20 protein-coding genes and 2 pseudogenes are annotated in these 22,160 nt (G+C 69.6%); 11 read left to right on the top strand and 11 right to left on the bottom strand.

Annotation, left to right across the window (positions count from 1 at the left end; genetic code table 11):
* Positions 1–170: 170 nt before the first annotated feature.
* Positions 171–2,570, bottom strand: coding sequence for an excinuclease ABC subunit UvrA (locus tag AQJ91_RS03995; protein ID WP_067016393.1), 2,400 nt, complete (start codon positions 2,568–2,570; stop codon positions 171–173).
* Between the two features lie 396 nt (positions 2,571–2,966).
* Between AQJ91_RS03995 and AQJ91_RS03990 the strand changes: the two genes are divergently transcribed.
* The gene (locus tag AQJ91_RS03990) at positions 2,967–3,740 is read left to right on the top strand and encodes an IclR family transcriptional regulator (RefSeq protein WP_067016391.1); all 774 of its coding nucleotides are present in this window, start codon (positions 2,967–2,969) and stop codon (positions 3,738–3,740) included.
* A 2-nt stretch (positions 3,741–3,742) separates the two neighbouring features.
* Positions 3,743–4,591 carry an SMP-30/gluconolactonase/LRE family protein gene (locus AQJ91_RS03985; protein ID WP_067016389.1) on the top strand — a complete coding sequence of 283 codons (849 nt, stop codon included), beginning with the start codon at positions 3,743–3,745 and terminating at the stop codon, positions 4,589–4,591.
* A 100-nt stretch (positions 4,592–4,691) separates the two neighbouring features.
* On the opposite strand, the gene AQJ91_RS03980 is transcribed toward AQJ91_RS03985, so the two are convergent.
* The 7 genes from AQJ91_RS03980 to AQJ91_RS03950 all read right to left on the bottom strand — a co-directional run bounded on the left by AQJ91_RS03980 (position 4,692) and on the right by AQJ91_RS03950 (position 11,965).
* Positions 4,692–6,089, bottom strand: a complete 1,398-nt coding sequence (locus tag AQJ91_RS03980; RefSeq protein ID WP_067016387.1) for an FAD-dependent oxidoreductase — start codon at positions 6,087–6,089, stop codon at positions 4,692–4,694.
* Positions 6,090–6,159: 70 nt separating this feature from the next.
* Positions 6,160–7,353 carry an MAB_1171c family putative transporter gene (locus tag AQJ91_RS03975; protein WP_067016385.1) on the bottom strand — a complete coding sequence of 398 codons (1,194 nt, stop codon included), beginning with the start codon at positions 7,351–7,353 and terminating at the stop codon, positions 6,160–6,162.
* Entirely contained in the window at positions 7,350–8,513 is a 1,164-nt protein-coding gene (locus AQJ91_RS03970; protein WP_067016383.1) for an MAB_1171c family putative transporter, read from the bottom strand. The genes AQJ91_RS03975 and AQJ91_RS03970 overlap by 4 nt, the downstream gene beginning before the upstream one ends.
* On the bottom strand, positions 8,510–9,016 hold the full coding sequence (locus tag AQJ91_RS03965; protein ID WP_067016381.1) for a toxin: 507 nt from the start codon (positions 9,014–9,016) through the stop codon (positions 8,510–8,512). The genes AQJ91_RS03970 and AQJ91_RS03965 overlap by 4 nt, the downstream gene beginning before the upstream one ends.
* Before the next feature lie 197 nt (positions 9,017–9,213).
* Positions 9,214–9,804, bottom strand: a complete 591-nt coding sequence (locus AQJ91_RS03960; RefSeq protein ID WP_067016379.1) for a transcriptional regulator — start codon at positions 9,802–9,804, stop codon at positions 9,214–9,216.
* Positions 9,805–10,142: 338 nt separating this feature from the next.
* Positions 10,143–11,366, bottom strand: coding sequence for an MAB_1171c family putative transporter (locus tag AQJ91_RS03955; protein WP_067016378.1), 1,224 nt, complete (start codon positions 11,364–11,366; stop codon positions 10,143–10,145).
* The gene (locus tag AQJ91_RS03950; RefSeq protein ID WP_199847838.1) at positions 11,363–11,965 is read right to left on the bottom strand and encodes a toxin-antitoxin system, toxin component family protein; all 603 of its coding nucleotides are present in this window, start codon (positions 11,963–11,965) and stop codon (positions 11,363–11,365) included. The genes AQJ91_RS03955 and AQJ91_RS03950 overlap by 4 nt, the downstream gene beginning before the upstream one ends.
* A gap of 255 nt (positions 11,966–12,220) precedes the next feature.
* Between AQJ91_RS03950 and AQJ91_RS03945 the strand changes: the two genes are divergently transcribed.
* The 6 genes from AQJ91_RS03945 (at position 12,221) to AQJ91_RS03920 (ending at position 18,475) form a co-directional block, all read left to right on the top strand.
* On the top strand, positions 12,221–13,579 hold the full coding sequence (locus AQJ91_RS03945; protein WP_067016375.1) for an extracellular solute-binding protein: 1,359 nt from the start codon (positions 12,221–12,223) through the stop codon (positions 13,577–13,579).
* Positions 13,576–14,529, top strand: a complete 954-nt coding sequence (locus tag AQJ91_RS03940) for a carbohydrate ABC transporter permease (protein WP_067016373.1) — start codon at positions 13,576–13,578, stop codon at positions 14,527–14,529. Before AQJ91_RS03945 ends, AQJ91_RS03940 begins: the two co-directional genes overlap by 4 nt.
* Entirely contained in the window at positions 14,526–15,389 is an 864-nt protein-coding gene (locus AQJ91_RS03935) for a carbohydrate ABC transporter permease (protein ID WP_067016371.1), read from the top strand. Before AQJ91_RS03940 ends, AQJ91_RS03935 begins: the two co-directional genes overlap by 4 nt.
* 65 nt (positions 15,390–15,454) lie before the next feature.
* Complete coding sequence (gene arfA / locus AQJ91_RS03930) at positions 15,455–16,969, top strand: arabinosylfuranosidase ArfA (RefSeq protein ID WP_067016369.1); 1,515 nt, start codon at positions 15,455–15,457, stop codon at positions 16,967–16,969.
* Between the two features lie 126 nt (positions 16,970–17,095).
* Positions 17,096–17,620, top strand: a complete 525-nt coding sequence (locus tag AQJ91_RS03925; RefSeq protein WP_079084656.1) for a TSUP family transporter — start codon at positions 17,096–17,098, stop codon at positions 17,618–17,620.
* A 198-nt stretch (positions 17,621–17,818) separates the two neighbouring features.
* A complete protein-coding gene (locus tag AQJ91_RS03920; protein WP_067016367.1) occupies positions 17,819–18,475 on the top strand; it encodes a DUF4360 domain-containing protein in 657 nt (218 codons plus the stop codon).
* 78 nt (positions 18,476–18,553) lie between these two features.
* Here AQJ91_RS03920 and AQJ91_RS03915 read toward each other — a convergent pair.
* Positions 18,554–18,766: pseudogene (locus AQJ91_RS03915) on the bottom strand (protocatechuate dioxygenase); the annotation flags it as partial.
* Between the two features lie 3 nt (positions 18,767–18,769).
* On the opposite strand from AQJ91_RS03915, the pseudogene AQJ91_RS48695 reads away from it, so the two are divergent.
* Positions 18,770–18,904, top strand: a pseudogene (locus AQJ91_RS48695) (IS5/IS1182 family transposase); the annotation flags it as partial.
* A 56-nt stretch (positions 18,905–18,960) separates the two neighbouring features.
* Here AQJ91_RS48695 and AQJ91_RS53345 read toward each other — a convergent pair.
* A complete protein-coding gene (locus AQJ91_RS53345; RefSeq protein WP_159054478.1) occupies positions 18,961–19,122 on the bottom strand; it encodes a hypothetical protein in 162 nt (53 codons plus the stop codon).
* 136 nt (positions 19,123–19,258) lie between these two features.
* Positions 19,259–19,807, bottom strand: coding sequence for a helix-turn-helix transcriptional regulator (locus AQJ91_RS03910; RefSeq protein ID WP_067016363.1), 549 nt, complete (start codon positions 19,805–19,807; stop codon positions 19,259–19,261).
* A 225-nt stretch (positions 19,808–20,032) separates the two neighbouring features.
* On the opposite strand from AQJ91_RS03910, the gene AQJ91_RS58090 reads away from it, so the two are divergent.
* Complete coding sequence (locus AQJ91_RS58090; protein ID WP_407696819.1) at positions 20,033–20,245, top strand: helix-turn-helix domain-containing protein; 213 nt, start codon at positions 20,033–20,035, stop codon at positions 20,243–20,245.
* A 227-nt stretch (positions 20,246–20,472) separates the two neighbouring features.
* Positions 20,473–21,087 (top strand): sigma-70 family RNA polymerase sigma factor, encoded by a 615-nt coding sequence (locus AQJ91_RS03905; RefSeq protein WP_067016361.1) that lies wholly within the window; start codon positions 20,473–20,475, stop codon positions 21,085–21,087.
* Positions 21,088–22,160 lie beyond the last annotated feature (1,073 nt).

Raw genomic sequence — 22,160 nt, 5'->3', positions numbered from 1 at the left:
CTCCATGAGGAAGCAGCACCGTCTTGTGTCTTGTCTTGTCTTGCCGGGCGGCGCGTACTTGTGGGAGCGCGAGCGGAGGCGGCGGCTCTGTGCCCGCAGGGCCGCCGGAGTCGACGAAGGGTGCGGACGGCGGGCGGTACCTCTGAGCCGGTGGCCGCGAGGGCCTTGTCTCAGGCGCCGACGTAGGTCGCGAGGTGCTCGCCGGTGAGGGTGGCGCGGGTGGCGACGAGGTCGGCGGGGGTGCCCTCGAAGACGATCCTGCCGCCGTCGTGGCCGGCGCCGGGGCCGAGGTCGATGATCCAGTCGGCGTGCGCCATGACCGCCTGGTGGTGCTCGACGACGATGACCGACTTGCCGGCGTCGACGAGCCGGTCGAGCAGGCCGAGCAGATGCTCGACGTCGGCGAGGTGGAGGCCGGTGGTCGGCTCGTCGAGAACGTAGACGAGGCGGTCGCCGCCCTTCTCGCCCATGTGCGTGGCCAGCTTGAGCCGCTGCCGCTCGCCGCCGGACAGTGTGGTGAGAGGCTGGCCGAGGGTGAGGTAGCCGAGCCCGACGTCGGTGAGCCGGTCGAGGACGCGGTGCGCGGCCGGCGTGGCCGCCTCGCCGGCGCCGAAGAACTCCTCGGCCTCGGCCACCGACATGGCGAGCACCTCGCTGATGTCACGGCCGCCCAGGCGGTACTCCAGCACCGACGCCTGGAACCGCTTGCCCTCGCAGTCCTCGCAGGGGGTGGCGACGCCGGCCATCATCGCCAGGTCGGTGTAGATGACACCGGCGCCGTTGCAGGTGGGGCAGGCGCCCTCGGAGTTGGCGCTGAAGAGCGCCGGCTTCACACCGTTGGCCTTGGCGAACGCCTTGCGGATCGGGTCCAGCAAGCCGGTGTACGTCGCCGGGTTGCTCCGCCTGGAGCCGCGGATCGGGCTCTGGTCGACCGACACGACATCCGCGTCGGCGGGCATCGACCCGTGCACGAGCGAGCTCTTGCCGGAGCCCGCCACGCCGGTGACCACGCACAGCACGCCGAGCGGAATGTCGACGTCGACGCCTCGCAGGTTGTGCGCTGTCGCGCCGCGGATCTCCAGCGTGCCGGCGGGCTTCCGCGCCGTCTCCTTGACCTTCGTCCGGTCGTCGAAGTGGCGGCCGGTGACGGTGTCGCTGGCCCGCAGCCCCGCCACGGTGCCCTCGAAGCAGACGGTGCCGCCCGCCGTACCGGCGCCGGGACCGAGGTCCACGACATGGTCGGCGATCGCGATGGTCTCCGGCTTGTGCTCCACGACGAGCACGGTGTTGCCCTTGTCCCGCAGCCGCAGCAGCAGGCCGTTCATCCGCTGGATGTCATGCGGGTGCAGGCCGATGGTCGGCTCGTCGAAGACGTAGGTGGTGTCGGTGAGCGAGGAACCGAGGTGGCGGATCATCTTCACGCGCTGCGCCTCGCCGCCCGACAGGGTGCCGGCGGGCCGGTCGAGCGAGAGATAGCCGAGGCCGATCTCCGTGAACGAGTCGAGGGTCTGGCGCAGCGCGGTGAGCAGCGGCGCCACCGACGGCTCGTCGAGCTCCCGGACCCACTCCGCCAGGTCGCGGATCTCCATCGCGCAGGCGTCGGCGATGCTGACCTTCTTGATCTTCGACGAGCGGGCGCCCTCGCTGAGCCGGGTGCCGTCGCACTCGGGACAGGTGGTGAAGGTGACCGCGCGCTCCACGAAGGCCCGGATGTGCGGCTGCATCCCCTCCTTGTCCTTGGACAGGAACGACTTCTGGATCTTCGGGATCAGGCCCTCGTAGGTGAGGTTGATGCCGTTGACCTTCACCTTGGTCGGCTCGCCGTAGAGGAAGTCCTGCATCTCCTTCTTGGTGAACCTGCGGATCGGCTTGTGCGGGTCGAGGAAGCCCGACTGGGCGTAGAGCCCCACGGTCCACTGGCTGTCCGACTTCCAGCCGGGGATGGTGAACGCGCCCTCGGCGAGCGACTTGGAGTCGTCGTAGAGCTGGGTGAGGTCGATGTCGGAGACCGTGCCCCGGCCCTCGCAGCGCGTGCACATGCCGCCGGTGCGGTTGAAGGTCGCCTTCACCGCCTTCTTCGCGCCGCGCTCGACGGTGATCGCACCGCTCGCCCGGACCGAGGCGGTGTTGAAGGAGTACGCGCTGGGCGGGCCGATGTGCGGTTCGCCGAGCCGGCTGAAGAGGATGCGCAGCATCGCGTTGGCGTCGGTGGCGGTGCCGACGGTGGAGCGGGGGTCGGCGCCCATCCGCTGCTGGTCGACGGCGATCGCGGTGGTCAGCCCTTCGAGTACGTCGACCTCGGGCCGCGCCAGCGTCGGCATGAAGCCCTGCACGAAGGTGCTGTACGTCTCGTTGATCAGCCGCTGCGACTCCGCGGCGATCGTGTTGAACACCAGCGAGCTCTTGCCCGAGCCGGAGACGCCGGTGAACACCGTCAGCCGGCGCTTCGGGATCTCGATGCTGACGTCCTTGAGGTTGTTCTCGCGCGCACCGTGCACGCGGATCAGTTCGTGGCTGTCGGCGATGTGCCGCGCCGGCGACTGCGGGTCCGTCCTCTTGGGCGTGCTCATCGTGTCTCCATCTCCCGTTGGCTTGGTGGCCTGCCCCGATCTAACCAAGCATCGAGCGGTACGCGCTTCTCCATTCCTGACCCTTCCGGCCGGCGCACGGCTGGGACCATCGGAGCATGCCCCTGCCTGCCGACCCGACGGTCCTCCACCCGATGCCCTCGGCCCGGAGAAGCTGGTCATCGGCAGGTTCTGCGCACTCGCCACCGACGTGCGGACGACCTGGAAGCCGCCGCCCCGGACTCCTCGGCACGCTGACGCGCCCTCCGCCGTTTCGAGCTCGCCCCCGCGCGCCCATTGCCCGGACAAACGCATTTTGAGTAACCTGTGTTCGTTATTCCGATCGGCTGTTGAAATTTCGAACACAGCCTCGCAGACACCAAAGGGAGGGAGCCGGACGTGGGACGCCTCGTACCAGCCGTGACCCGAGCTCTCGACATTCTCGAGCTCTTCCTCGACGGGGACGGGACGCTGTCCGCCCCCGACATAGTGCGCCGGCTCCAGCTGCCGCGCACCACCGTGCACGAGCTGGTGACGACGCTCGCCGCCCGGTCGTACATCGTCGCGGTGCCCGGTCAGCCGGGACGCTACCGGCTCGGCGTACGTCCGTACCAGCTCGGCAGCCGGTACGCCGAGCAGCTCGACCTCGCCGCCGAGGGGCAGCAGGTCGCCCGGTCCGTCGCCGAGACCTGCGACGAGACCGTGCACGTGGCCATCCTGGAGGGCACCGGCGTCATCTACATCGCCAAGGTCGACTCCACGCACGCCGTGCGCATGGTGTCCGCCGCCGGCCGTCGGCTGCCCGCGCACTGCACGTCGGTGGGGAAGATGCTGCTCGCCTCCCTTCCCGAGCACGAGCTCTCCGCACGTCTCCCCGAGGGGGGCGAGCTCGCCGCCATGACTCCCAACAGCATCACCGACCCGCTTGCCCTGCGCGAGGCCCTCGCCGAGATCCGGGAGCGCGGGATCGCCGTGGAGAACAGGGAGTCCAACCCCGACGTCTCCTGCGTCGCCGCGCCCGTGCACGACCGGACCGGGCGGGTTGTCGCCGCCCTCTCGATCTCCGTCCCCATGATCCGGTGGAGCGACGACCGGCGGACCGAGCTGGAGCAGCTGGCCGCCAAGGGTGCCGCCGAACTGTCCGAGCGGCTCGGGCACCGGAGCGTGGGCTGACGATGACGAACACCTACGACGTCGCGGTTCAGGCCGAGGCCGCCCTCGGTGAAGGGCCCACCTGGGACTCCGCCGCTCAGCACCTGATCTGGGTCGACATTCTCGGGTCGCGGGTCCACACGTACGACCCCGTCTCCGGGCGCCGCACCGTCCGCGCCACCGAGCAGCACGTCGGCGCAGCCAAGCCGCGGGCCGGCGGGGGGCTCGTCCTCAACCTGCGCGACGGGGTCGGCCTGGTCGAACCCGACGGCGGCTTCCGCTGGCTGCACCGCGAGGTCGTCCCGGGCCGGCGGGCCAACGACGCCGCCGTCGCGCCCGACGGGGTCCTGTGGGCCGGCACCATGCGCTACGACGAGGCACCCGGCGGCGGGACCCTGTTCCGCATCGGTGGGGACGGCGCGGTCGCGGGTGTGCTCGACGACGTGGCCGTCAGCAACGGCACGGGGTGGAGCCCGGACGGCCGGCTGATGTACTACATCGACTCACCCACCCGCCGTATCGACGTCTTCGACTACGCGGACGGCAGCGTCGACGGCCGACGCACCTTCGCCGCGATCGAGGAGGGCGCCGGCTTCCCGGACGGCCTCACCGTCGACGCCGACGGCTGTGTGTGGGTGGCGCTGTGGGACGGCGGCGCGGTACGCCGCTACACCCCCGACGGTGTGCTGGACAGGGTCGTCGAACTCCCCGTGCCCCGCCCCACCGCGTGCACCTTCGGCGGCGCCGACCTGACCGACCTGTACATCACGACAGCCCGCACGGGCCTGACGGCCCCGCACCCACTGGCCGGCTCGGTACTGGTCGTACCGGGCGCGGGCAAGGGCCTGGCCCAGCCGGCCTTCGCCGGCTGACGCAGGCGCAACAAGAACAGCTGACGCAGGCGCAGCAAGAACAACAAGAACAACAAGAACAAGGGGGAGCGGACCCAGCCGTCCGCTCCCCCCGCCCGTCTCACCCCGCCGTCCGGTCCAGCTTCCGTACGATCTCCCGCTCCTCGGGCGTCAGGGGCGGGCCGGCGGCCGCCGGGAGGGGCGGGCCGCTGAGGGTAGCCAGGACCGTCGACGGGCGCAGCAGTCGCGTCGGGCCCGTCGTCATGCTGGTCACGTCCCAGATCGCGGACGCCGCGCTGTAGGAGCTGGTCGCCGTTCTGATCATGCGGCGGGTGTACGACGTGAGCAGGCGGTCCGCGATGTTGGGGGACCCGCCCCGGGTCTCCGGGAACCAGATGTCCTGGCTGACGGCCAGGGTCCAGGCCGCGTCGACCGACCGGGCCGTCCCTCGCTGCACGCGCCGGGCGAGGCCGGGGGTGGTGAGGCCGTGGCGTTCGAGTTCGCGGCCCAGGTTCCGCGCGCCCATCGCCGCCACCGTCATGCCCTGCCCGTACGCCGGGTTGAAGATGGCCAGCGCGTCGCCGAGGACCACGAAGCGCTCGGGCCACTGGCGGGTCTTCTCCAGGTACCGGCGATGGTTGCTGGTGCTGCGGCTGACGTGGACGTCGGTGAGCGGTTCGGCGCCGGAGATCAGCCGGCCGAGGATCGGGTGGGGCAGGTCCCGGATGTACTGGAGGAAGCCCTCGGTGTCGGACGGCGGTTGGCCGCCCCGCGTGCCGGCGAGGCTGACCATCCAGCGGTTGCCCTCGATGGGCAGGACCATACCGCTGCGGCCGGGCCGGGACTGGTAGGGGTCGGCCTGCATCATGGTCAGCGGGAAGCTCTCCGCACCCTCGGGGGTGCGGTAGATGCGGGTGGCGTTGACCAGGCCCGCGTCGACCGTCTTCTCGCGGACGTCCGAAATCCCCAGTGCGGCAAGCCAGGTGACGACCCGTGAGCCACGTCCGCTCGCGTCGATCACGAAGTCGGCCTCGAGGTCGGTCTCCCCGGCCGCCGTCGAGATCCGTACGCCCTCGACCCGGTGCGCGCTCCCGGTCAGTTCCAGCACCTGGGCCTTGCGGATCTTGGCCCCGGTGTTGGCCAGCACCGCGACCCGTACCGCCCAGTCCAGCAGCGCCCGGCTGCACGTCAGCATCTGCGGGCCCTCGTGGCGCCAGCGCCGGAGCCAGCCCTCCGGAGTGAGGGCCACCATGCCCGAGCTGAGCGATATCTCGTGGGCGCCGGCGGCGAGCAGATGCTTGCGCATGCTCACGCCCGGCACGAGGTCCTCCATGGCGGCCAGTCCGCCGGCCATCAGGAGGTGGGCGTGGCGCCCCTGCGGGAGACCCTTGCGGTGCTCCGGTCCGTCGGGCAGCTCGTCACGGTCCAGGACGATCACTTCGTCCGCGACGGTGGACAACGCCGCGGCGGCCAGCATGCCGGCCAGGCCGGCACCGATGACGACAGCTCTACGCGACATGGGGCTCCTCGCACTCAGCCATGAAGACACTCAAGACCACCAGCCATTAGGCGACCTGGGCACAAAGTCCCTAGCCAGGAAAGGCTCTCACCGTACCTTCACGCACCGTGTCCGCGGCAGGAGTCCGGGCCAAGGCCTGCGCCAGCTCCACCAGGCCGCCCGTGCCGGAGACCTCCGTGGCGTGCAGACGGTAGGCGCTCGGGCGGTCCAGCGGCTCCTCCCGGGCGGCGGCCCGGCACGCCGCCGCGTCGAGCATGGCCGCCTCCGCGGCGACCCGGGCCTCGTGCGGCGTACGGCCCGCACCCACCGCGGCGGCGTAAGCCCGCTCGCGGATCCGGTCGTCGAAGTACGGCGCCAGCGCCAACAGGGCGTCGTGGATGGACACTTCACGCCAGTGCAGCCGCGCCTGCGGAAGCTGCCACCAGGACGCGGGCGGCTTCGGCGCGGTGGACACGAACCCCACCCGGGACCACAGCGGCCCGAGCCTGCGGTAGTCGCCAAGGCCGCGCCAGTGCGCCACCGCCGCCGGCAGCAGCCTCGGCAGCAGGAAGCCGGCGGAACAGATCAGGGCGGCGAGCGACGCCATCGGCGGGGCGATGCTGGTGGACAGGAAGTCGAGGTCGTGGCCGGTCCAACGGGCCACGACCGCCGTGTACTTGGTGAGCTGGAACCCCGCCACGTCCAGCACCGCGCCGATGAAGATCAGCCGCAGCCCGGTCCTGAGCAGCCCGGTCACCTCGCGCCCCCACCGCACGCACACCACCGCCATCGCCACCATGACGGCGCTGTGCCCGAGCAGATAGAGCACGATCATCTCGCGCATGTAGGGCGTGTCGGCGTAGTACGTGTCGAGGTCGGTCAGCCGCTCGGTGTCCGCGTCCGCGAGCGCGAACAGCACGACCACGGCCACGATCAGCGGGCCGTACACGGCGATACTGCGCAGCACCAGCCGCCGCACCCGCTCCGGCGGCCCGCCCCGCCAGTTGATCAGCAGGATCAGCAGCGAGCAGCTGTACGCCGAGAGCATCCCGTACGTCAGCGGGGCCCCGAAGTTCGGGATGCCGGTGAGGTCGTTGACCGCGGCCAGGGTCATCGGCGCCGAGCAGACGAAGACGAGCGCGCCGAGCGTGATCGCCACGCAGGTGGACACGGTCAGCGGGTTCCGTAACGCCGACGGCTCGCGCAGCACCGTACGCGGCCTGCGGAACAGCACGACGGCGGACAGCGCGAGGACACCGGCGGCCAGATAGACGACGAGACTCATGCCCGGGACGTCACCGCCCGGACCGTGGCGGAACGGACGGGCGCGGAGCCGGCCAGTACGTCGGCGATGTGCACCAGCGCGTCCGGCCGGGGTGCCCGGTCCCGGAACCAGTCGGTCTCACCGGCGTACGGGACACCGTGCCGCTCGTCCCGGGCGGCCGCCGTGATGACCGTCGCCCAGGCGGTGGCGGAGGCGCGCTCGGGATCGCCGGTGGTGCGCAGCGCGGCTTGGAGGGTCTCGTCGTAGAGGTCCCGGTCGAGGTACGCGTCCAGGTGGCTGAGCGCGTTGTGGATGCTGGTCTGCCGCCAGACCAGCCGGGTGGTGGGGGAGGACCAGCGCGGCCGCGGCAGCCGCAGCGACCGGCGGGCGAGGAGGTCGTCCAGTTCGCGCTCCAGGGGTTCGAGACGGGCGTACGTCCGCCAGGCCCGCCACCACTCCGTCAGCCGCGGCCCGGTCAGCGGGATCAGGACGCCCGCGACCGTCATGAGGGCGCCGAGCCCGGCGGCCGACGCGGCGACGTGCGTGCCGAGCAGCGTCCAGTCGTGCCCGTACCAGCGGGCGGCCACCGCGGCGAGCTTGGACGCGCTGTACCCGGCGCCGAACAGCGTGCCCAGGCCCAGGGTCGTCAGCCCGGCACGCAGCCAGCCGTGCACCTCGCGGGCCCAGCGCAGGGCGGACACCGTGGTGACGCTGACGGCGGTGAGATGCCCGGTCAGATAGAGCAGGATCATCTCGCGGGTGTACGGCGTGGTCGCGTAGTAGATGTCCAGGTCGGTACGGCGTTCCACGGGCGCGTCGCCCAGCGCGAACATCGCCGCGATGCCGGCGACGACGCCCGTGTACGCGAGGATCCAGCGCCGTGCGGTGCGGCGCACCCCGGGGCCGCCCCGCCAGCAGACGATCAGCACCTGGGAGGCGGCGCTGTACGCGGTGATCGCCACGTACGTCAGCGGCGCCGCGAGGTTCGGGATCCCGCTGAGGCGGTTGACCGCGCCGACCGTGGGCGCGGCGCCGAGGAAGAAGCAGAGGCCGGCCAGGCCGAGCACCACGCAGATGGCCCGCAGATGGGGGTCGCGCCGGTGCCGGACCAGGTCGGGGGCCTTCACCACCAGGCCGAGCCAGAGGACACCGGCACTGATGTAGTTGGCCACGCCGTTCATCCGCGTGTCCCGCGGTAGTTGAGGGCGGCGCCGATGCGGCCGGCGAGGTCCTGGGTGCCGTTGCCGTCCGCCGCGAACACCGAGTCCGCGGAGGCCTCCAGCCAGGGGCGCAGCCGACGGCCCATCAGCATGCCGAAGCGGTCGGCCTCCTGCTCGTCGGCGAGGGTGAAGTCGGTGCGGGCGGCGGCCCGGAGGCCGGCGTCGGCGGTGTTCGCCTGCTGCTGGTGCATGTGCCACACCTCGTGGCAGAAGATCACGATCCGGTGCCAGGCGGCGGCCCGCCGGTCGACGATGACGTCGTCGTGCGACTCCCGCTCCAGCCACAGTCCGCTGGCGGTGTGCGGCGGGAAGACCTCCTTGTGGACCACGATCCGGCGGCCCCGCCAGCGGGTGGCGGAGGCGACGAGTGCGTCGAACAGGTCCTCGGGGTCCGCGGGGACCGGCACCCGGATGGGGTCGATGAGGACATCGGCGAGACGACGCATCTCCCTGTTCGTACGCACGGTTCTCCCCGTGGCTGCGCGGGTGTGTTCGATGCTGTGCAATATGCCAAGCCGGACGTCGCCTCAGCCACCTTCATCGTCGCGGACATGACAATCTGACGAGGAGGAAAGGGGCGTAGCGGAGGAAGGGGATGCGGAAGCAGGGCAGGGCTGGCCGAAAACACCGTTCCGAACGGCGGCCGCGGCCCCAGCCGTACTCAGAAGTCGTCGTCGCCCGCGGGGTTCTGCTCCGTGACCATCTCGGCCCACTCGGCGAGGGCCCGCAGCTTGCGCGGCGACATGTGGGGGGCGCGCCGGGCCAGTCGGTAGAAGGCGGGGGTGCGCAGTGGGGCCAGCGGGTCCGCCTTCGCCTCGTACTCCTGGAGCACCGGCTGCAGCGCGGTGTGGAGGGCCTCGGTCTCGTCCGCGGTGAAGAAACCGGCGGGCAGGTCGAAGTGGCGGCGGATCCGGTCGGCGTGCTCCAGGCTGGGCAGTCCGCTGCGGCGCCACTCGCTCAGCCACTGCCGGCTGGTCCCCGCGATCCTGGCCAGCTCGTCCAGGGCGTACCGCTTGCCGTCGGGGCGGCGCCGGGTCTCGCGTACGAAATCCAGCCTTTGTCGCACGCGGTCGCTCAGGCTCGTCTCCGGCACGGTCCCGCCCGCCAGCAGGACGGCCACGACATCGGCGGGTATCCCGGTGCGGAACGACAGCCCGCCCACGTCCAACACCTCGGCCAGCCCGCCCGGCCGCCCGGTCAGCTCCTCGAGACGCTCGCGCACCTCGGCGAGGGAAGTGTGGGCGTCAAGCACCGGGCTCTCCCTGATCCGTGACTGAGGGCTGACGGGAGAGTATCGGGTCCTTCCGGCCGCGACCAGACGGGGTCGACCAGGAAACGCAGCAATAGCTGCCGCGTTCAGCAGGAATGGTTGACATTCAGGCCCCCGAAAAGAAAGGATCGCAAGCCGACGCCCCGGGCGCTGCCTGTGGGGGAGCAGCGTCCGGGGCCTCGGGTGTGCGTGGCCGATGGTGCCGGGCGGGATACGGGGCCTGGTCGTACGTCGGCCGCGTCGCCGTCCCGTTCCCCCGTGGTGGCGCAGCCCTGCGGACCGCGCGGCTCCGTTCGGCGTCAACAGCTCGCCGCAAACGCTCAGTTGGCGACCGGAAGGTCGTCCGGTGTCCGGGCCCGTATCGCCCGGAGGGCGTCCGTGTGGCGCAGGGCGCGGGAGACGGGGGCGATGTCGCGGAGCAGGTCCGTGGTGTCGGGGCCTGCGGTGGTCTCGCCCTCCTGGGTGTGGTTCCGGGTGTCCACGGCGTCCAGGACCGCGGCCGCCGCGGCCAGTGCCTTCGCGCGGGCCGGCGGGTGACCGAGGGCGAGCGCGGCGGCGTACGAGCGTTCGCGTCGTTCCTCGTCGATGAAGCGGGCCAGCGGCAGCAGCGCGTCGCGGATGAACGTCTCCCGGCGGATCAGCCGCAGCTCAGGCGTGGCGCGCAGCGGGAACGGGACGCCACGGCCGTTGACGGTCCTCATCAGCGCGTACAGGGGCCGCAGTTCGCGGTACGCGAGCCGGACCCGCCAGCGGTCGTGGAGGTACTGGCCGGCGTGCGGGAGGATGAAGCCGATCGCGATCAGGACAGCGGACAGGCAGGCCAGCGGCGGCGCGACGCCCGTGCTCAGCCAGTCCAGGTCCCGGCCGGTCCAACGAGCCCCCACGGCCGTGAACTTGGCGGCGTCGAAGCCCAGCTGCAGCGCGTAGCCGACGCCCAGGAACTTCAGCCCCCAGCGCAGCCACGCGTCGAGCCCGTCGGTGCGGACCCAGTTCCAGATCAGTCCGTTCGTGATCAGCGCGGCCACGATGTGCGCGACCAGATAGAGCACGATCATCTCGCGCATGTACGGCGTGTTGGCGTAGTACGTGTCCAGGTCCCGCAGCCGCTCCACGGGCACGTCGGCGAGGCCGAACAGCACCCAGAGCGCGACGATCACGGAGGAGTACACGGCGACGACCCACCGCATGGCGCGACGGGTGCGGGCCGAGCGGTCGGACAGACCGTTGCGCCAGGTGATGATCAGCAGCAGACAGGAGCCGCAGAACGCGGTGAGCAGGGAGTACACCCACGGCGACGAGATGTTCGGCACGCCCGTGATCCGGTTGACCCACGCGATCGTCGACGGCGCCACGAACACGAACACCGCGCACGCCAGCAGCAGCAGACCGCCCACCGCACGCAGCAGCGGGTCCTTCCACAGCCGGATGATGCTGGGCAGCTTGATCGCCAGGGCGGCGGCCAGCACCCCGGCCGGGATCCACCAGAACGACGGGTAGAACTCGTGGACGAAGTCGACGGGAGACAGGGCCAGTTGCCATGTCATCGCGTCGGGCCTCCGCGTCGGCGATAGCCCAGCGACCGCTGCACAGGATCGAGCGGCGCCTCCACGGCCCGCCCCGACAGCAGCGGCCGGAACGCCGCCGCCAGCCGGTGTCCGAAGTCGTCGGCCTCGGCCTCGTCCCGCTCCCGCGAGCCGTTGCGCGCGGCGACCGTCAGCGCGTCCCGCCAGCCCGGCTCGTTCGCCAGCGCGTGCGCCGCCGCCGTACCGGCCACGTGGTGATGGCCGTGACCGGCGTGCAGATGCCACAACTCATGGCCCAGGATGACCAGTTGCTGCACCGCCTCGGCCCGCTCCTCGACGATGACCAGGTCGAAGTCCTGGAACTCCAGCCACAGCCCGGTGACCTCGATCTCGTCCGGGAACCGCTCGAACCGCAACTCCACGGGCCGCCCACCCCGCCGTGCGCCCATCTCCTCGCACAGCGCCCGGCACAACTCCCGGACGTCCGCCGGGGCTTGGGGTCTGGCCCGCAGGGCGTCGCTGAGATCGGTGGCCAGGTCGCGCATCGCGGACCCGGCGTGCGAGCGCCGCAGTGCCGCGGCGATCCGGGCCGCTCTGATCCGCGCGCCCGCGAAGTCCATCGCTCTCCCTCTCTCGCCGCCGCACAGCAGGCCGTTCGAGACTACGCGGCGCGGCGTGCCCACGTCATGCGATCCGGCGACCGTTGTTCAACGGGGAACGACCGGCGCTGTCCGAAACCCGTGCATGAACCATTGACGCGGAAGCGCTTCAACTTTACGGTCCCGTTCGAAGTTACGAGCATAATTCGATATCTCGAACGCGCCACGCATGCAACGTACGCACTCGCACTCGTACTCGCACAGTTAGGGCAGGGCATGGGACGACCTGGCCTCAATCGCAGGCAACTTCTGGCCACCGCCGGCGGCCTGGGCATCGCGGCCACCTTCGGCTTCGCCGCACTCGGCACCGGCGCCGACGCACTCACCTCCGGCGCCCGCACCCGGGTGCGGTACTGGAACCTCTTCAGCGGCGGCGACGGCGCCAACCAGGTCACCATGGTCGACGCCTTCCGCAAGGCCAACCCGGACGTCGCCGTCAAGGCGTCCACACTCACCTGGGGCGGCCCCTACTACACCAAGCTCGCCATGGCCGCGGCAGGCAACCGCGCCCCCGACCTCGCGGTCATGCACCAGGGCCGCATCCCGGGCTTCGCACCCGGCCGGCTCCTCGACGCCTGGGACATGGACCTGCTCGCCAAGTACGGCGTCAAGGAAGCCGACTTCAACCCCGTCCTCTGGCAGCGCGGCCTCGTCGACGGCAAGCTGTACGCGCTGCCCCTGGACATCCACGTCCAGCTGAACTTCTACCGCAGGGACGTCTGCGAGAAGGCGGGCCTGCTGGACACCGACGGCCGGCTGCCGTCCGCCACCTCCCCCGACGAGTGGTTCGAGATCCTCAAGGCGGCCAAGGGACAGCTGAAGAAGGGCTTACAGACCCTCGGCCTGCACGCCCACGACGAGAACTTCTCCTGGTGGTTCTTCCTCTCCTTCTACCAGCAGCTCGGCGGCACCTACTTCAACGACGACCGCACCGAGGTCACCTTCGACACCGACAAGGCCACCCAGGTCCTGGAGTTCCTCCGCAAGCACGTCACCGACGGCTATGTGAACGTCGGCGAGGCCGACGGCGAGGCCTTCATCGCCGGATCGCCCTTCACCTGGGAGGGCAACTGGTCGGTGCCGTACTTCAACGGCGAGAAGATCGACTACGGCGCCCAGCCGCTGCCGCCCGTCTTCGGCACCCCGGCCACGCACGCCGAGTCGCACTCCTTCGTGCTGCCCCACCAGTCCGACCGCGGCGGCGCCGCCAACGAGGGCGCCCACCTGCTGGCCGCCTACATGGTCAAGAACGCCACCGCCTGGGCGGGCGGCGGTCACGTCCCCGCCTACCTCCCCACCTTCCAGGACAAGGCCTACCTCGAACTCGCCCCGCAGAACGAGTACTCCAGGCCCGCCATGGACCATCCGGCCACCGAACCCCGCGTCTGGTTCGCCGGCTCCACCGGCGTCCTCGCCCACCGCGTCGGCCCGATCATCGCCGCCGCCAACCTCGGCTCGGCGAAACCGGACGCCGCGGCCCGCCGCATGAGGTCCGCCCTGGCCCAGCTGCTCGCGGCGAAGAACCCGATGGACGGCAGAACGGCCGCCCAGGAGCAGGCGGGAGCAGACGCATGAGCAGCACCACGACCACCCTCGCGACCGCCACCACCCTGCGCCCCCGCACGGCCACCGAGGCCGACTCCGCCCGCCTGCGCTGGGGCCGCCGCTTCCAGCACGGCGGCTGGTTCGTAGCCCCGTTCTTCGTCCTCTACGGCCTGTTCGTCATCGTGCCGGTCGTCCGCGGCCTCTACCTCAGCTTCACCGACGCCAACATCTCCGGCGAACACACCGGCTTCATCGGCCTCGACAACTACCGCGAGGCCCTCAAGGACGACCTGGTGTGGAACTCGCTGTGGCACAGCGTCCAGTTCACCTTCTACGTCGTCCCGATGATCGTCGTGGCCGCGCTGCTGATGGCGCTGATCGCCCACCACACCGTCCACTTCAAGTGGCTGTGGCGGCTCTGCTTCTTCATGCCCTTCCTGCTGCCGTCGGCCGTCATAGCCAACCTCTGGTGGTGGCTCTTCCAACCCACCAACGGCATGGTCAACCACGTCCTGGGCACCGACACCCCCTGGCTCACCCAGAAGTCCACGGCCATGCTCGCCGTCGTCATCGCGACCCTCTGGTGGACGGTCGGCTTCTCGTTCCTGTTGTATCTGGCGGCCCTCCAGGCCATCCCCCACCACCTCTACGAGGCGGCCGAACTGGACGGCGCCAACGCCTTCCAGCGCATGCTCCACATCACCGTGCCGAACCTGCGCAACATCACCGGCCTGGTCCTCGCGCTGCAGATCCTCGCCTCGCTCCAGGTCTTCGACCAGGCCGTCGTCATGTACCAGTTCGGACCCGGCCCCGAGGAATCGACCCGCACCTTCGTCCAGTACACCCTCGAACAGGGCTTCACCAGCTACCGCGTGGGCTACGCCTCCGCGATCTCCTTCATCCTGTTCCTGATCATCGCGGCCGTCGCACTCGGACGGATGTGGCTGCTGCGCAAGCGCGAGGAGGGAACCCTCCGATGACAGTGCCGACTCCGACTCCCGTCATGCACAAGCCCCGCAGCACCTGGACGCCCGGACAGATCGCCCTGACCCTGGTCGCCCTCGCCCTCTCCGCGGTCTGGGTGGCCCCCCTGCTCTGGGCCCTGTCGACGTCCCTCAAGACCCCCACCGAGTCGGTCGCCCCGCCGCACTGGATCCCCGAGGACTTCACCCTGGAGTCCTGGAAGGGCGTCCTCGAGGCCGGCAACATCCCCAACTGGTTCGTGAACTCCCTCGTCGTGTCCGTCTGCGTCACGTTCATCGTGCTGCTGGTCGCCTCGCTCGCCGGATACGGCTTCGCCCGCACCGAGTTCCGCGGCAAGTCCGCCCTGATGGCGCTGACGATGGCGGGCCTGATGTTCTCGCCGGCGATCCTCGGCGTGCCCCTGTTCACCACGGTCCAGTCGCTCGGCATGGTCGACACGTACTGGGGGATGATCCTGCCGCAGTGCGCGCCGGCGGCGATGGTCTACATCCTCTACAAGTTCTTCCAGTCACTGCCCCGCGAACTGGAGGAGGCGGCGTTCATCGACGGCGCCGGCCGCTGGCGCATCTTCTTCACGATCGTCATCCCCCTCTCCAAGCCCTCCCTCTCGGCGGTCGGCATCTTCACCTTCATCGCCTCCTGGAACAACTTCCTGTGGCCGTTCATGGTGACCAACAACCCCGACCTGATGACCATGCCGAACGGCATCGCCACCGTGCAGAACTCCTTCGGCATCGTCTGGCCCCAGCTCATGGCCGGCGGCATCATCGCGGGCCTCCCGCTGATCGCCGTGTTCGTCTTCTTCCAGAGCCAGATCGTGCGGGGCGTGGCCCACACCGGTCTGGCCGGACAGTAAGTCCCTTGAGAAGAACCACCCGCCAACGAACCAGGAACCACCCACCCCGGAAGGCACACGCACGCATGCACACCGCCCGCTTCACCCTCGACCCCGCCTTCAAGGTCGGCGAAGTAAACCCCCGCCTCTTCGGCTCCTTCGTAGAACACCTCGGCCGCTGCGTATACACCGGCATCTTCGAACCCGACCACCCCACGGCCGACGCCGAAGGCCTCCGCACGGACGTCCTGGACCTCGTCCGCGAACTCGGCGTCACAGCCCTCCGCTACCCCGGCGGCAACTTCGTCTCGGGCTACAAGTGGGAGGACTCGGTCGGCCCCGCCGAAGACCGCCCGAAGCGCCTCGACCTGGCCTGGCACTCGACGGAGTCCAACCGTTTCGGCCTCTCCGAGTACATCGCGTTCCTGAAGAAGGTCGGCCCCCAGGCCGAACCCATGATGGCCATCAACCTCGGAACCCGCGGCGTGGCAGAGGCCCTGGAGCTCCAGGAATACGCCAACCACCCCTCAGGAACGGCCCTCTCCGGGCAGCGCATCTCACACGGCGACAAGGACCCCTTCGGCATCCGCCTCTGGTGCCTCGGCAACGAGATGGACGGCCCCTGGCAGACCGGCCACAAGACGGCGGAGGAATACGGCCGTATCGCCGCCGAGACCGCCCGAGCGATGCGCCAGCAGGACCCCGGCATCGAACTGGTCGCCTGCGGCTCCTCCGGCCAGAGCATGCCCACCTTCGCCGAGTGGGAGGCGACGGTCCTCCAGGAGACGTACGACCTGGTCGACTACATCTCCCTGCACGCCTACTACGAGCCGCACGACGGCGACGTCGACTCCTTCCTGGCCTCGGCGGTCGACATGGAGTCGTTCATCGAGAACGTAGTCGCCACCTGCGACCACGTCGGCGCCCGCGTCAAGTCGAAGAAGAAGATCAACCTCTCCTTCGACGAGTGGAACGTCTGGTACCTCTCCCGCTGGGAGGCGCAGGCGAAGACGTTCGAGCAGGACGACTGGCCGGAGGCCCCCCGCCTCCTCGAGGACAACTACAGCGTCCTGGACTCGGTCGTCTTCGGCTCGCTCCTCATCGCCCTGCTCCGGCACGCAGACCGCGTCACCGTCGCCTGCCTCGCCCAGCTGGTGAACGTCATCGCCCCGATCATGACGGAGCCGGGCGGCCCGGCCTGGCGCCAGACGACCTTCTTCCCCTTCGCACAGGCCTCGAAGTACGGCCGCGGCGAGGTCCTGGACGTACGGGTCGACTCACCGACGTACGAGACGAAGAAGTACGGCGAGGCGGACCTGCTGCACGCCACGGCGGTACGCGCCGAGGACGGTACGGTCACCGTCTTCGCGGTGAACCGCAGCCAGACAGACGCCCTGCCCCTCGAAGTCGCCCTGAACGGGCTTGACTTGACCTCGGTCGTCGAGCACAGCGCGCTCGCGGACGCCGACCCGGACGCCCGGAACACCCTCGACGACCCCGAGCGGGTCGCCCCGCACCAGATCGAGGGCACCACGCTGCAGGACGGGAACCTCACCGCCGTACTGGAACCGCTGTCCTGGAACATGATCCGGCTGAGCTGACGCCTGGCATCGTCGGCGACCTCCGCCGCGCCGGTCTGGTCGACAGTCGGCGCGGCGGCGATCACGGTCTCCGACGGCGACTCTCAGCTTGCCCTCAGTTTGATGCCCTAGCGTCCCGTCCCGGCCATCCCTACCAGCCCGGCAGGAAACCTGGGTAAGACGGGACACCGACCGCATGCGCACGACGCGACCGGCGGAGGCGGCTGGGGCCCGGTCGGCACGCCCGCGCTCCTCGCCTCGGGCCGGATGGAGCCACGCAAGGTGATCGGCTCGATCGACACCAGCGAGTTCCTGGTCGCCATCGCCGCCAGCCTCGGCTTCCTCCTCTCACTCGGCTCGCAGGGCATCGCCTGGCTGTGGGTGGCCGCCTTCCTGGCCGACGGCCTGGTCGCCGCCCCGATCGCCGCCTGGCTGGTCCGCATCCTGCCGCCGCGGGTCCTGGGCTCGGTGGTGGGCGGCGTGATCCTCGTGACCAACGTCCGCACGCTGCTGAACAGCGACTGGCTCGGCGTGTCCGGCGGCCTCGCCACGACGGTCTACGTCGCCTTGTACGCGCTGTGGGCAGCGGCACTCGGCTACTCGATCCGGGCGTACCGGAAGGAACAGACGGCGGAAGCGGAAGCGAGGCCGGCGGTCTCCGTAGCCCTGTAACTCCGTAACCCCCGTAACCCTGTGAATCACGCGGATGTGAATGGCCGGAGTTCGCCCTGACCGTGTCCCGTGCGGCTCCCTACGATGCGATCGCCCCCGGTCTTCACGGGATCCCCATTGGTTCTTCAAAGTTGAACCACAGTTCAGTTGAACCACGAGGGCCGGGAGCGCAGCCACCCCCCAACCTTTAGGAGAGCCATGTCCGGCGGATTCCTCCTGAGCAGCGCGATCGCCGCGCTCCTCACCACCACCGCACTGCCCGCACAGGCCGCCCCCTCCTCCTCGTTCGACAACCCGCCCCCGGACAAGATCGTCATCAAGGTCGCCACGGTGAACGGCTCCGGCTGCCCGCAGGGCACGACCGCCGTAGCCGTCTCCGAGGACAACACGGCGTTCACCGTCACCTACAGCGACTACCTCGCCCAGGCGGGCGGCGACTCCAACTCCACGGCGTTCCGCAAGAACTGCCAGCTCAACCTGATCGTCCACGTCCCGCAGGGCTTCACGTACGCCATCGCCAGCGTCGACTACCGGGGCTTCGCCGCACTCCAGGCCGGCGCGAGCGGCATGCAGAGAGCCTCGTACTACTTCCAGGGCTCCCCGAACACGGCGTCCAGGAGTCACCCCTTCACCGGCCCCCTCAACGACAACTGGCAGGCCACCGACTCCACCGAGTGGGCCCAGCTGGTCTGGGCGCCCTGCGGAGTACAGCGCAACTTCAACATCAACACCGAACTCCGCGTCAGCGCCGGCTCCGTGAACCCCGACAAGGTCAGCTTCATGGCCATGGACTCGACGGACGGGGACATCAGCACGGTGTACCACATGGCGTGGAAGGAGTGCCCGGAGAAGTAGGCGGGTCCTGGGCGGGGTCTCCCCGGTCCCGTTGCCGGCGTGCGGGACCGGGGAGCCGCGTCAGCCCTGTCAGTCCTGTCAGCTCTGTTCGATGCCGAGGGTCAGGGTCCCCGCATGACCCGCAGACGGCGAACTGCCCAGTGCGGTGAGGGTGAGGAGGCCGGACGCGGCGCCTCCGTCGTCGTAGATGGAGTCCTGGGCGAGGGTGGTGCGGGTGACGGTGTTGGTCGAGTACGGCGAGAGCGCGCCGACTCTCGCCGTGATCGTCTCGTCGAAGAACAGCTGGCCGGTGCGATGCATCGCCGCCTCGCCCGCGACGACGAGACCCTGCCCGCCAGCTCCGAGGCCGTGATCCACATCGCCTCGATCGACAACCTAGCCAAGCGCATAACGGACGAGAGCACACCCACCTGGCGAGGAACCTACTAGGAAATAAACGGCAATTCGCCTACATCAAACGCCCTCTCGGAACCCGACCAGCCCCCTCAAAAGGCGAGGGGCCAGGAGAACTCGGTCAGGCGCTCGGCGATTAAGTCGGCAATGTCGCCGTCAAGCTCGTCCTCGTCGACCCAGACGACACCGACCTCGCCCTCCGGCTCGTCGATGATCAGTTTCGCGCCGTGGGGGATGCCCTGGACTCTCTCCACACGCCATTCACTGGCCCCCACGCGGACACCCCATCCCCAAATGCGACGTGCTGCGGTGACCCCCGTCAGGAATAAACAGAATGGAAGCATGCATATACGTGCCGTGTGTAGAGACCGGTAGAAAAATCGCAAATATCTACTTATCGATCGGGTCGTTGTCGGCCGCAAGACCGCGGAGTCGGCGTTGTACACGGGTCCACTCTCGGATGTCTTCGGCCTTGGCTGCCTTGTCATCCGGGACCTGGTCAGGGCCGCGCGTCGCGAAGACGACCAGGCGCATACCCTTGCGTTTCAACTCGATGACGTCGGTGTCGACGAGCTCACCGTCGGCCAGTTCGTGCTGAATGCGGGTCGGCAGTCGTGCCATGAACTGCTCGGCGGCATCCCCGGAGGCGCACCCTTCCGCCTCGGTACCGGGGGCGTCCTCACCCGACTCGGACAGGAGGGCGGGCGCGCCGCCCGCCAGGACCGTTTTGGCACTGCCAGGCGCCCAACCGAGAGCCCGCTCGAGCTTGTCGATGGTGAGCGGCATGGTCTTGTAGCCGTCGCTGGACTCGGCGCGCTGCACGGTGGAGTAGCTGACGCCGGCCGCTTCCGCGAGGTTTCCCTGCCTCCAGCCGCGCGCCTTGCGTGCGTCACGGATGGCTTTGGCGAGGCGCTTCCAGTCCCGGGGGGTGGTGGTCATAGTCGTCATGATGCTTCACGGTAAGGCAACGTTCACAGCACCTTTCAAGCTTTTGACCAGTAACGATCAGCACGCAAGGCGCAAAAATGTTGCCTCTGTGGGATATCGCCCACCCGCCGCACCCCTCTGTGGCCGATCAGTCAGCCTCGCCGAGGCATCACGGTGATGTTTTTTCATCTCACAGAGCAGTGTCTCGCCTTGCAATGACGCATAGCTACCCATAATGTGCTCCACGTGACACCCAACGGAGCCACAATTCGAGCCTTTCGTGAGGCGCGTGGCCACTCAGTAAGGCGTCTTGCATGCCTCACAGATAGGCATCCGAGTACCATCACGCGCATCGAAGAAGAGTGCCGGGGCACGACGCCCGAGACCCTGAAGCGGATCGCTGCGGCTCTAGAGATCCCCATCGAGGCCATCACCAGGGAGAGGCCGTGAGCCAGACCACGGAATCGACGCTCAGTCCGCCCCGCGTCGGCCCACTCCTGCGCTTCACGTCGGGCGCCCTCGCAGGGAGGCACGGGGTTGCCTCGCCCCGCCCGGCTGGAAGCGGAGAGGCACCCAGACGGCCTGGTCAAGAACCGGGGCCGTCCTTCGCGCCGGCAAGGCAAAACCGGGACACCCGCCTTACCCCACCGATGCCCAGCCAGAACAGAGGCAGTCCATTGACTCAGGCATGCGATGCCGACATCAGTCCGCCCAAAGGGCCGGAGCCCGAGCTCATTACCCGCGCGCGCAGCGGCGACCGCGAGGCGTTCGCCGCCCTGTACCGCCAGCACCGTAACGCGGTGTACGTCGCCATCCTGCGCAAGGTGCGCAACCGGGACCTGGCAGAGGACCTGGCTCAAGAGGTCTTCGTGCGGGCGCTGCGCCGTATGGAGACCTTCACCTGGCAGGGGAAGGACCTGGGGGCCTGGTTGCAGACGATCGCCCGGAACCTGATCGCCGACCACTACAGGTGCGGCCCAGCCCGGTTTGAGATGCCCACGGGTGAGTTCTCGGAGTCGTCCGAGCTGGTCCGCAACGCTGTGGACACCGCGCTCAACAACCTGATGGCCGTGGAGGCCCACAAGATGGTTGATGACGCGCTGCTCCTCCTCAGCCCGCGCCAGCGTACGTGCATCCAGCTCAGATTCCTGCAGGAACTGTCCGTGGCCGAGACGGCCCGGGTGATGGGCCAACGTCCGGGCGCCGTCAAGGTGTTCCAGTACCGGGCCCTCCGCAGCCTGATGCGGATCGTCCGGCCCACCGAGGCGCTCGCCAAGGCGGTGGCAGCCTGATGACGCTGAACAGGAACATCCCGGCAGTCGCCGCCGCCATCCGTGAAGACCTCACGCGCTTCGAACAAAAGCCGGCGTTCAAGCCCGCGCCGGCGCTGGACGCCAACGGGATCTCTGGCTCGGCATCATCGGGGCGCCGGTGGACGCCGACACCAGGCAGGCCGGATACGCGCAACTGGCGTTCCTGGAACGTGACAGCTTCCTGGACCCGAGGTTGTGAGACCGCATTTCGGCGAAACCCTGCAGAGAGCTGCATGACGACGCCGACGCGTAGTTACTCAGGTTGAACTCGTGGAGTACCGGAGTACCCGGGCGGAGGAAATCCTGCCTGGCTGCAGAGACGGGGTGGGCGCCCCTTGCGTTGATCGATTCAGTCTCCTGGAGTGTGATGTGCGTAGATCTGAGGAAACTTCGCGGTTTTGTGTGCCTCCGGGAGGCGCACCTGCTCCGAACACCGACATGGTGTCCTTGACCGATCTGGATGACGCCCCCTCGACGTCGTCGCCATCGGATACATCGATCGGCGGCTTCCACGGGGCGTCCGCCGATCAGGCCCTTGCCAGTGACGGCGAGTTGCCAGCGGAGCAGGGCGAACCGGTGTTTGTGGACAACAGCGGCCGACGCAAGCACAAACTCCGGCGCCTCGGATGGATCCTCGGATCAGCCTGCACCTGCTATGCGACGGTCCTCGTCTTCTCGTTGCTCAGGGGGCATGTCGCCCCCGCCCGGCTGCCCATTCCGAGCCAGGAGGAGATTCCGGGCCAGGAGGAGACTCTGGGCCAGAAGGAGACTCCGGGCCGCATGGTGGTCACGTCACCCGACGAGCGCGTCACGGCGAGGCCCGGCGCCCTGCCGGGCCTCGCTCCTGTTGCCCTCGGCGCCCCGCCCGGCCAGGGCAACGCCCGGCGAGGTGAGCTGTTGTGGCAGCCGACGTCCGGTGCCCGGGACACGGAACCGGCCCTGCCGGACCGACACGGAGGGCGCGCCGCCCCGAAGGTCTCGACCACTCCCGAGCACGGTACTGAACGGGACGCAGCCCCCGCACCCGGCACCGGCGCAGACCCGGCCCCGGA

Origin of the sequence: Streptomyces dysideae, assembly GCF_001514305.1 — a bacterium.
In the GTDB taxonomy this organism is placed as follows: Bacteria; Actinomycetota; Actinomycetes; order Streptomycetales; family Streptomycetaceae; genus Streptomyces; species Streptomyces dysideae.
Note: the sequence above shows the minus strand (reverse complement) of the source record. Positions and strands in the feature narration are given on the sequence as shown.